This is a genomic window from uncultured Escherichia sp., assembly GCF_948475835.1.
GTDB lineage: Bacteria > Pseudomonadota > Gammaproteobacteria > Enterobacterales > Enterobacteriaceae > ECMA0423.
Window position 1 is genome coordinate 1 of record NZ_CAOLGM010000151.1, and the last position, 9,226, is coordinate 9,226.

The window sequence follows — 9,226 nt, forward strand, 5'->3', positions numbered from 1 at the left end:
ATTATAAATTAAATGAATGTGATTTCTGTTTTTCATTAAGTATTCCTAACAACTTAATGTAGATATTTTAAATGTCTCCAGGCTATTTCACCAGGTTATCATTTGATGCTAACCTTCTGACACATGCAGTGGAGTTGTTGTGCAGCAGGAGTATGCTGATATGAAAGTGAATGCTAAGGATAATTTATTCGCTTAATCTATTAATTTGCTGGAAACATTTAAGGAATGAATATCCTGAATAAACCATCATAATTTTTAGACAGTGGATGTGGAGGAAATATGTTGCCAGGATGCTGCAAAAATGGAATTGTTATCAGTAAAATACCTGTTATGCAAGCAGGGCTAAAAGAGGTCATGAGGACTCACTTCCCTGAATATGAAATAATATCCAGCGCCTCTGCGGAGGACCTTACCTTATTACAATTACGTCGTTCCGGATTAGTCATTGCTGATTTAGCCGGTGAAAGTGAAGATCCACGTTCTGTTTGTGAACATTATTATTCTTTAATCTCACAATATCGGGAAATTCACTGGGTTTTCATGGTGTCACGCTCCTGGTATTCCCAGGCAGTAGAATTGCTCATGTGCCCTACGGCGACGTTATTGTCTGATGTTGAACCCATTGAGAATCTGGTCAAGACCGTACGTTCCGGCAATACGCACGCAGAGCGTATCAGCGCCATGCTGACCTCTCCGGCAATGAATGAAACTCATGATTTTAGCTATCGCTCCGTCATTCTCACTCTTTCAGAGCGCAAGGTACTGCGGCTATTAGGTAAAGGATGGGGCATCAACCAGATAGCTTCATTGCTTAAGAAAAGTAATAAAACTATCAGCGCCCAAAAAAACAGTGCGATGCGTCGACTGGCAATTCACAGCAACGCTGAAATGTATGCATGGATAAATAGCGCGCAGGGTGCAAGAGAACTTAACTTGCCTTCTGTTTATGGAGATGCCGCAGAATGGAACACAGCCGAATTAAGAAGAGAAATGTCGCACTCATAGAAAAATGCGTCATGAGCAGTATCGGTATTGAGAGTTTATTCAGAAAGTTTGCGGGTAACCCTTATAAGCTCCATACCTATACCAGTCAGGAGTCATTTCAGGATGCCATGTCGCGGATCTCATTTGCGGCGGTCATTTTTTCTTTTTCTGCCATGAGAAGTGAGCGCAGAGAGGGATTATCTTGCCTGACTGAACTGGCGATTAAGTTTCCGCGTACCCGGCGTTTAGTTATTGCGGATGATGATATTGAAGCTCGGCTGATTGGTTCATTGTCGCCATCACCGCTGGACGGTGTATTAAGTAAAGCGTCAACGCTGGAGATTTTTCATCAGGAACTCTTTTTGTCATTAAATGGTGTACGTCAGGCGACCGACCGACTGAACAATCAGTGGTACATTAACCAAAGCCGGACGTTAAGCCCGACGGAGAGAGAAATATTGCGCTTTATGTCGCGTGGCTACTCAATGACACAAATTGCCGAGCAGCTTAAACGCAATATCAAAACGATCCGTGCACATAAATTTAATGTGATGTCGAAACTGGGCGTCAGTTCTGATGCAGGGTTGTTGGAGGCCGCAGATATTCTGTTATGTATGCGGCATTGCGAAGCAAGTAATGTGTTGCATCCCTATTAATCCGCATTATGCCGGGTTTACTTCCCCGGCAGTGCTTTCATTTCAGCGTACAATCGCCACATTGCTGCACATCCGGTAAGCGATAACGCTGGCAGCAAGTGCGGCGCACCAGCAGGCCATCGCGCAGTACCACGGTACGCCAGAGTGGATTATCTTCACCGTTCGTGAGCGTTTTCTCAAAAAAGAGGGCATGGCGCAGCGATTCAACCGTCGCCTCGCCGAGCAGTTGCTTCATCTCAGTAAGATACCAGTTGATCAAATAACCGGTATTACTCCAGATAAGTTTGCCGTTGATCTCTCCGGTCGCTTCTAGTGCCTGCACAACCGGAACCAGCGCCTGGCTGATTAACCTTTCCATTCGCTGCTGCGGCGAATGTGGTGTTGCGTTTTTATCTTCACACACATCGACCCAGAAACAGGCGGCACGGCCGGTTTCGTGAAACTCAGCATGGAAATGTTCCGGCGACACATCTAATGCCTTTTCCTGCGTCAGTAGCGCCAGCATTAATGGTGGCACCATCAGGCCGATATACCATTGTGCCCATAGTGAGATCAGCGGTTTGTTCTCGCGGATCATCGTTGGTTGGTTGCGATAGATATGATCGGAATAGACCGCGAGTAGAGAACTTAGCGCATTCGGTGATGACCATTGCGCCAGCGTCATGGCGTTAAGCGGAGCGGGTTCATCCAGGCGGATAAACTCCAGCAAATGTTCACGATGTTCGGCGATCGTCGCACGTACGGCTTGTGCAAGCCCAGCATCCTGTGGCTGGAGATGCGTTCGCCAGATAACATCTTCATAGAGCGGTGCGGAACGATAGGCCATAATCGGGATAGTAATCTAAATGATAATGATTGCTAATCCTAGCGATAGGTTTACCCGATAGCAAGGGATTTCTCTGGCTTGCAAATGATAAAAATTATCATATGATATTGGTTATCATTATCAATGAAAGAGATGAAACCATGTTGCAACGTACGCTGGGCAGTGGCTGGGGAGTGTTGCTGCCAGGATTGCTGATTGCAGGGCTGATGTATGCGGATTTATCACCGGATCAGTGGCGGATTGTCATTCTGATGGGATTAGTATTGACGTCGGTGATGCTGTATCACAAACAGTTACGGCATTACGTTTTGCTACCATCGTGCCTGGCGCTTATTGCTGCCATCATGCTGATGATAATGAATTTGAATCAGGGATGAAAAATCAAGGAAGAAACAAGAAAGGAAGTAAAGATAATTGGTGCGAGGGGGGGGACTTGAACCCCCACGTCCGTAAGGACACTAACACCTGAAGCTAGCGCGTCTACCAATTCCGCCACCTTCGCATACCATCAATTCTTAAAAAGAATTGCTACCACGGAGGCGCATTCTAGTGGTTTTCAGCTTTTCGTCAATAGTTAATTATCGCCGGAGGTGTAATTGCTGGAAAAATGTCCATCAGGAAACTAGCGTGCAGGTTTGGTAGGCATGCGGGGGCAGATGCCAGATGCGACGCTGGCGCGTCTTATCTGGCCTACGAAGGGCTAACGTGCAGGTTTTGTAGGTCGGATAAGGCGTTCACGCCGCATCCGACACGGTATTCGGCGAGATAATTAACCTTTCTTCGCCTGGCGGGTCATAATGGCGCGATACACCTTGAAACGCCCGGTTTGCGCAATCACTTCATGGAAGCCAAATGTCTCATCCAGCACGTCCGGGTAAGGCAGGAAGGCGTTCGCTACAATTCGCAGCTCGCCGCCGCTATTAAGATGACGCACCGCGCCGCGAATCAGCGTTTGCGCCGCATCCAGGCTGGTTTGCATCCCATCGTGGAACGGCGGGTTGGAGATGATCATATCAAAACGACCTTTCACCTCGGAAAAGACGTTGCTGGCAAAGACTTCACCTTCAACACAGTTGGCCGCAAGTGTTGCGCGGCTGGCTTCTACCGCTGGCGCAGAGACATCGCACAAGGTGAGACGAATTTTCGGCGAATGGCGCGCAAAGGCAACTGAAAGCACCCCCGCGCCACAGCCGACATCCAGCACTTTACCTTTCGTGTGCGGAGTTAACGTCGAGAGCAGCAACTGGCTACCGACATCCAGACCGTCGCGGCTAAACACGCCAGGCAGCGTTTTGACCGTCAGGCCATCGACGCTGTATTCGCCCCAGAATTTATCGGCATCAAATACCGGCTGTTTTTCCAGACGACCAAAATAGAGGCCACAGCGACGAGCGCTGTCGACTTTATTCAACGGCGCATAATCTGCCAGCATCTGCTCGGCGCTGCGCACGCCGCTGCGGTTCTCGCCAACGACAAAAATATCCGTCCCCACCGGCAGCAGAGAAAGTAAATTCATCAACTGGAACTGGGCTTCCGGTTTGTTCTTCGGCCAGTAGTAAATCAGCGTATCGCAATCTGCGACGTCATCCGCCGTGGCGACCAGACTGAAACGGGCGTTATCCCCCATCTGGCGGCTTAATACCTGCCAGTGGTGGAATTGCTGGGTATGAGCACGGCTGGCCGCGGTATCTAAACGCGCGGGCAGGTCATCCTGTAAGTCTCCGGCAAACAGAATACGGCTTTGTTCGAAATCATCACTGTGACGCAGCAAGACTTCACTTGCCGGGGTAAATGCAGACATGGAATGCTCCTCAATTGATACTGGCGGCGATTATAGCCATATGTTGGCGCGGTATCGACGAATTTGCTATATTTGCGCCCCTGACAACAGGAGCGATTCGCTATGACATCCCGACGAGACTGGCAGTTACAGCAACTGGGCATTACCCAGTGGTCGCTGCGTCGCCCTGGCGCGTTGCAGGGGGAGATTGCCATTGCGATCCCGGCACACGTCCGTCTGGTGATGGTGGCAAACGATCTTCCCGCCCTGACCGATCCTTTAGTGAGCGATGTTCTGCGCGCATTAACCGTCAGCCCCGATCAAGTGCTGCAACTGACGCCAGAAAAAATCGCGATGCTGCCGCAAGGCAGTCGCTGCAACAGCTGGCGGTTGGGTACTGACGAACCGCTATCACTGGAAGGCGCTCAGGTGGCATCACCGGCGCTCACCGAATTACGGGCAAACCCAACGGCACGCGCCGCGTTATGGCAACAAATTTGCACATATGAACACGATTTCTTCCCTCGAAACGACTGATTTACCAGCGGCTTACCACATTGAACAACGCGCCCACGCCTTTCCGTGGAGTGAAAAAACCTTTGCCAGCAACCAGGGCGAGCGTTATCTCAACTTTCAGTTAACGCAAAACGGCAAAATGGCGGCGTTTGCGATTACGCAAGTGGTGCTGGATGAAGCTACATTGTTCAATATTGCGGTCGATCCTGACTATCAGCGTCAGGGATTGGGAAGGGTGCTGCTGGAACATCTGATCGACGAACTGGAAAAACGCGGCGTGGCGACACTATGGCTGGAAGTCCGTGCCTCAAATGCTGCCGCCATTGCCCTGTACGAAAGTTTAGGCTTTAACGAGGCGACGATTCGCCGCAATTACTACCCCACCACGGACGGTCGCGAAGACGCCATCATCATGGCGTTGCCAATCAGTATGTAAGACAAGGTGGAATAATGAAGTGGGACTGGATTTTCTTTGATGCCGATGAAACGCTGTTTACCTTTGACTCATTCACCGGCCTGCAGCGGATGTTTCTTGATTACAGCGTCACCTTTACCGCTGAAGATTTTCAGGACTATCAGGCCGTTAACAAGCCACTGTGGGTGGATTATCAAAACGGCGCGATCACTTCATTACAGCTTCAGCACGGGCGTTTTGAGAGCTGGGCCGAACGGCTGAAAGTTGAAGCAGGCTTGCTTAACGATGCCTTTATTAATGCGATGGCGGAAATCTGCACGCCGCTGCCGGGCGCGGTTTCTCTGCTTAACGCCATTCGTGGCAACGCCAAAATCGGCATCATCACCAACGGCTTTAGCGCCTTGCAGCAAGTGCGTCTGGAACGCACGGGCCTGCGTGATTACTTCGATTTGCTGGTGATTTCCGAAGAAGTTGGCGTTGCCAAACCGAATAAGAAAATTTTCGATTATGCGCTGGAACAGGCGGGCAATCCTGACCGTTCACGCGTGCTGATGGTTGGCGACACTGCCGAGTCCGATATTCTCGGTGGCATCAACGCCGGGCTTGCGACCTGCTGGCTGAATGCGCACCATCGCGAGCAACCAGAAGGCATCGCGCCCACCTGGACCGTTTCTTCGTTGCACGAACTGGAGCAGCTCCTGTGTAAACACTGATTGCCTCCCCCCCGTTGATGGGTAAAATAGCCGCAATTTTTCGTTTTCAACAAGCGCGGCGCGATGCCGCTTACTCAAGAAGAAAGAATTATGACGTTGTCTCCTTATTTGCAAGAGGTGGCGAAGCGCCGCACTTTTGCCATTATTTCTCACCCGGATGCCGGTAAGACTACCATCACCGAGAAGGTGCTGCTGTTCGGACAGGCCATTCAGACCGCCGGTACAGTAAAAGGCCGTGGTTCCAACCAGCACGCTAAGTCGGACTGGATGGAGATGGAAAAGCAGCGTGGGATCTCCATTACTACGTCTGTGATGCAGTTTCCGTATCACGATTGCCTGGTTAACCTGCTCGACACCCCGGGGCACGAAGACTTCTCGGAAGATACCTATCGTACCCTGACGGCGGTGGACTGCTGCCTGATGGTTATCGACGCTGCAAAAGGTGTTGAAGATCGTACCCGTAAGCTGATGGAAGTTACCCGTCTGCGCGACACGCCGATCCTCACCTTTATGAACAAACTTGACCGTGATATCCGCGACCCGATGGAACTGCTCGATGAAGTTGAGAACGAGCTGAAAATCGGCTGCGCACCGATCACCTGGCCGATTGGCTGCGGCAAGCTGTTTAAAGGCGTTTACCACCTTTATAAAGACGAAACCTATCTCTATCAGAGCGGTAAAGGCCACACGATTCAGGAAGTCCGTATTGTTAAAGGGCTGAATAACCCGGATCTCGACGCTGCGGTTGGTGAAGATCTGGCACAGCAGCTACGTGACGAACTGGAACTGGTGAAAGGCGCGTCTAACGAGTTCGACAAAGAACTGTTCCTTGCGGGCGAAATCACTCCGGTATTCTTCGGTACTGCGCTGGGTAACTTCGGTGTTGATCATATGCTGGATGGCCTGGTGGAGTGGGCTCCTGCGCCGATGCCGCGTCAGACTGATACCCGTACCGTAGAGGCGAGCGAAGACAAATTTACCGGCTTCGTATTTAAAATTCAGGCCAACATGGACCCGAAACACCGCGACCGCGTGGCGTTTATGCGCGTAGTATCCGGTAAATATGAAAAAGGCATGAAGCTGCGCCAGGTGCGTACTGCGAAAGATGTGGTTATCTCCGACGCGCTGACCTTTATGGCGGGCGACCGTTCGCACGTTGAAGAAGCGTATCCGGGCGATATCCTCGGCCTGCACAACCACGGCACTATTCAGATCGGCGACACCTTTACCCAGGGTGAGATGATGAAGTTCACCGGTATTCCGAACTTCGCACCAGAACTGTTCCGTCGTATCCGCCTGAAAGATCCGCTGAAGCAAAAACAGCTGCTCAAAGGGCTGGTACAGCTTTCCGAAGAGGGCGCGGTGCAGGTGTTCCGTCCGATCTCCAACAACGATTTGATCGTTGGTGCTGTTGGTGTGCTGCAGTTTGATGTGGTGGTATCGCGCCTGAAGAGCGAATACAACGTTGAAGCAGTATATGAATCAGTCAACGTTGCCACTGCCCGCTGGGTAGAATGTGCGGACGCGAAGAAATTCGAAGAGTTCAAGCGTAAGAACGAAAGCCAACTGGCGCTTGATGGCGGCGATAACCTCGCTTACATCGCTACCAGCATGGTCAACCTGCGCCTGGCGCAGGAACGTTATCCCGACGTTCAGTTCCACCAGACCCGCGAGCATTAATTCTTGCCTCCAGGGCGCGGTAGCCGCTGCGCCCTGTCAATTTCCCTTCCTTATTAGCCGCTTACGGAATGTTCTTAAAACATTCACTTTTGCTTATGTTTTCGCTGATATCCCGAGCGGTTTCAAAATTGTGATCTATATTTAACAAAGTAATGACATTTCTGACGGCGTTAAATACCGTTCAATGCGTAGATATCAGTATCTAAAGCCGTCGATTGTCATTCTACCGATATTAATAACTGATTCAGAGGCTGTAATGGTCGTTATTCATCACCCATCGCTTTTGTGATGGCGACCATTGACTTCTGTAGAGGGTGAAGTCTCTCCCTATTCAGCAATGCAACCTCGTGTTGCCAGGCTCAAATTACGAGCAAACATACAGGAATAAATCGATGACTATGACAAGACTGAAGATTTCGAAAACTCTGCTGGCTGTAATGTTGACCTCTGCCGTCGCGACCGGCTCTGCCTACGCGGAAAACAACGCACAGACTACCAATGAAAGCGCAGGGCAAAAAGTCGATAGCTCTATGAATAAAGTCGGTAATTTCATGGATGACAGCGCCATCACCGCGAAAGTGAAGGCGGCGCTGGTGGATCATGACAACATCAAGAGCACCGATATCTCTGTCAAAACCGATCAAAAAGTCGTGACCCTGAGCGGTTTCGTTGAAAGCCAGGCTCAGGCCGAAGAGGCAGTGAAAGTGGCGAAAGGCGTTGAAGGGGTGACCTCTGTCAGCGACAAACTGCACGTTCGCGACGCTAAAGAAGGCTCGGTGAAGGGCTACGCGGGTGACACCGCCACCACCAGTGAAATCAAAGCCAAACTGCTGGCGGACGATATCGTCCCTTCCCGTCATGTGAAAGTTGAAACCACCGACGGCGTGGTTCAGCTCTCCGGTACCGTCGATTCCCAGGCACAGAGCGACCGTGCTGAAAGTATCGCCAAAGCGGTAGATGGTGTGAAAAGCGTTAAAAATGATCTGAAAACTAAGTAATTCGTCGTAATTCGTCCTCCCGAACTTTGTCGGGAGGCGCGATGTGCACCACACTAAAAATATCGCATTGAGTGATTTTCACGCTCATATCAAGCGGTGACATTAACTATGGTAAAGGAGACGCTTATGTTTCGTTGGGGCATCATATTTCTGGTTATCGCGTTAATCGCCGCCGCACTTGGGTTTGGTGGTCTGGCCGGTACCGCTGCAGGCGCAGCTAAAATTGTCTTTGTCGTCGGGATTATTCTGTTCCTGGTGAGTTTGTTCATGGGCCGAAAACGACCCTAGATTTCAGACCATTAAGAAAATTTTATCCAAAGCCAGTCCAGCGGACTGGCTTTTGCGGTTTTAGCGAATAATAAATTGCGTTACTTTGTCATTCTTTCACAACAAAAACAGGAAGGCAGAGGTGGGGCAGCGAATACCTGTAACGCTTGGTAATATTGCGCCGTTGTCGCTAAGGCCGTTCCAGCCTGGACGAATAGCTCTGGTGTGCGAAGGCGGCGGACAGCGTGGAATTTTCACGGCTGGCGTGCTGGATGAGTTTATGCGCGCGCAGTTTAATCCTTTCGATCTTTATCTCGGCACATCTGCCGGGGCGCAGAACCTCTCGGCGTTTATCTGCAATCAGCCCGGTTACGCGCGCAAAGTCATCATG

At 50.5% G+C, this 9,226-nt stretch carries 12 protein-coding genes and 1 tRNA gene; 10 read left to right on the forward strand and 3 right to left on the reverse strand.

What is annotated here, in order from left to right; translation table 11 throughout:
* Nucleotides 1-279 precede the first annotated feature (279 nt).
* Together QZF50_RS20835 and bglJ are read left to right on the forward strand one after the other, a co-directional pair.
* Nucleotides 280-1,005: a response regulator transcription factor gene (locus QZF50_RS20835; protein WP_000936630.1), complete on the forward strand. Its 726-nt coding sequence runs from the start codon at nt 280-282 to the stop codon at nt 1,003-1,005.
* Nucleotides 963-1,640, forward strand: coding sequence for a DNA-binding transcriptional activator BglJ (bglJ, locus tag QZF50_RS20840; RefSeq protein WP_001300509.1), 678 nt, complete (start codon nt 963-965; stop codon nt 1,638-1,640). The genes QZF50_RS20835 and bglJ overlap by 43 nt, the downstream gene beginning before the upstream one ends.
* A gap of 37 nt (nt 1,641-1,677) precedes the next feature.
* Here the strand turns inward: bglJ and fhuF are convergent, their stop codons facing one another.
* Complete coding sequence (fhuF, locus tag QZF50_RS20845) at nt 1,678-2,466, reverse strand: siderophore-iron reductase FhuF (protein ID WP_000331600.1); 789 nt, start codon at nt 2,464-2,466, stop codon at nt 1,678-1,680.
* Between the two features lie 140 nt (nt 2,467-2,606).
* On the opposite strand from fhuF, the gene QZF50_RS20850 reads away from it, so the two are divergent.
* Complete coding sequence (locus tag QZF50_RS20850) at nt 2,607-2,843, forward strand: DUF1435 domain-containing protein (RefSeq protein ID WP_001350028.1); 237 nt, start codon at nt 2,607-2,609, stop codon at nt 2,841-2,843.
* 38 nt (nt 2,844-2,881) lie between these two features.
* On the opposite strand, the gene QZF50_RS20855 is transcribed toward QZF50_RS20850, so the two are convergent.
* Nucleotides 2,882-2,968: transfer RNA gene (locus QZF50_RS20855), tRNA-Leu, on the reverse strand.
* Between the two features lie 267 nt (nt 2,969-3,235).
* Nucleotides 3,236-4,267 (reverse strand): 16S rRNA (guanine(1207)-N(2))-methyltransferase RsmC, encoded by a 1,032-nt coding sequence (gene rsmC / locus QZF50_RS20860; RefSeq protein WP_001272319.1) that lies wholly within the window; start codon nt 4,265-4,267, stop codon nt 3,236-3,238.
* Between the two features lie 102 nt (nt 4,268-4,369).
* Between rsmC and holD the strand changes: the two genes are divergently transcribed.
* The 7 genes from holD to QZF50_RS20895 form a co-directional block, all read left to right on the forward strand.
* Complete coding sequence (gene holD / locus QZF50_RS20865) at nt 4,370-4,783, forward strand: DNA polymerase III subunit psi (RefSeq protein WP_000204018.1); 414 nt, start codon at nt 4,370-4,372, stop codon at nt 4,781-4,783.
* The gene (gene rimI, locus QZF50_RS20870) at nt 4,752-5,198 is read left to right on the forward strand and encodes a ribosomal protein S18-alanine N-acetyltransferase (RefSeq protein ID WP_001092465.1); all 447 of its coding nucleotides are present in this window, start codon (nt 4,752-4,754) and stop codon (nt 5,196-5,198) included. Before holD ends, rimI begins: the two co-directional genes overlap by 32 nt.
* A 14-nt stretch (nt 5,199-5,212) precedes the next feature.
* Nucleotides 5,213-5,890, forward strand: a complete 678-nt coding sequence (gene yjjG / locus QZF50_RS20875; protein ID WP_000870700.1) for a pyrimidine 5'-nucleotidase — start codon at nt 5,213-5,215, stop codon at nt 5,888-5,890.
* Between the two features lie 90 nt (nt 5,891-5,980).
* Nucleotides 5,981-7,570: a peptide chain release factor 3 gene (prfC, locus tag QZF50_RS20880; protein ID WP_000175943.1), complete on the forward strand. Its 1,590-nt coding sequence runs from the start codon at nt 5,981-5,983 to the stop codon at nt 7,568-7,570.
* Nucleotides 7,571-7,962: 392 nt separating this feature from the next.
* Nucleotides 7,963-8,568, forward strand: a complete 606-nt coding sequence (gene osmY, locus QZF50_RS20885; protein ID WP_001295748.1) for a molecular chaperone OsmY — start codon at nt 7,963-7,965, stop codon at nt 8,566-8,568.
* A gap of 126 nt (nt 8,569-8,694) precedes the next feature.
* A complete protein-coding gene (locus tag QZF50_RS20890) occupies nt 8,695-8,856 on the forward strand; it encodes a DUF1328 family protein (protein ID WP_000490275.1) in 162 nt (53 codons plus the stop codon).
* Nucleotides 8,857-8,977: 121 nt separating this feature from the next.
* The coding region (locus QZF50_RS20895; RefSeq protein WP_290388972.1) for a patatin-like phospholipase family protein at nt 8,978-9,226 on the forward strand (249 nt) is incomplete at its 3' end.

Coding starts and splice junctions, on each gene's coding strand:
- QZF50_RS20850 (WP_001350028.1), top strand. CDS start 2,607: ATGTTGCAACGTACGCTGGGCAGTGGCTGGGGAGTGTTGCTGCCAGGA.
- holD (WP_000204018.1), top strand. CDS start 4,370: ATGACATCCCGACGAGACTGGCAGTTACAGCAACTGGGCATTACCCAG.
- rimI (WP_001092465.1), top strand. CDS start 4,752: ATGAACACGATTTCTTCCCTCGAAACGACTGATTTACCAGCGGCTTAC.
- fhuF (WP_000331600.1), bottom strand. CDS start 2,466: ATGGCCTATCGTTCCGCACCGCTCTATGAAGATGTTATCTGGCGAACG.
- QZF50_RS20890 (WP_000490275.1), top strand. CDS start 8,695: ATGTTTCGTTGGGGCATCATATTTCTGGTTATCGCGTTAATCGCCGCC.
- osmY (WP_001295748.1), top strand. CDS start 7,963: ATGACTATGACAAGACTGAAGATTTCGAAAACTCTGCTGGCTGTAATG.
- QZF50_RS20835 (WP_000936630.1), top strand. CDS start 280: ATGTTGCCAGGATGCTGCAAAAATGGAATTGTTATCAGTAAAATACCT.
- bglJ (WP_001300509.1), top strand. CDS start 963: ATGGAACACAGCCGAATTAAGAAGAGAAATGTCGCACTCATAGAAAAA.
- rsmC (WP_001272319.1), bottom strand. CDS start 4,267: ATGTCTGCATTTACCCCGGCAAGTGAAGTCTTGCTGCGTCACAGTGAT.
- yjjG (WP_000870700.1), top strand. CDS start 5,213: ATGAAGTGGGACTGGATTTTCTTTGATGCCGATGAAACGCTGTTTACC.
- prfC (WP_000175943.1), top strand. CDS start 5,981: ATGACGTTGTCTCCTTATTTGCAAGAGGTGGCGAAGCGCCGCACTTTT.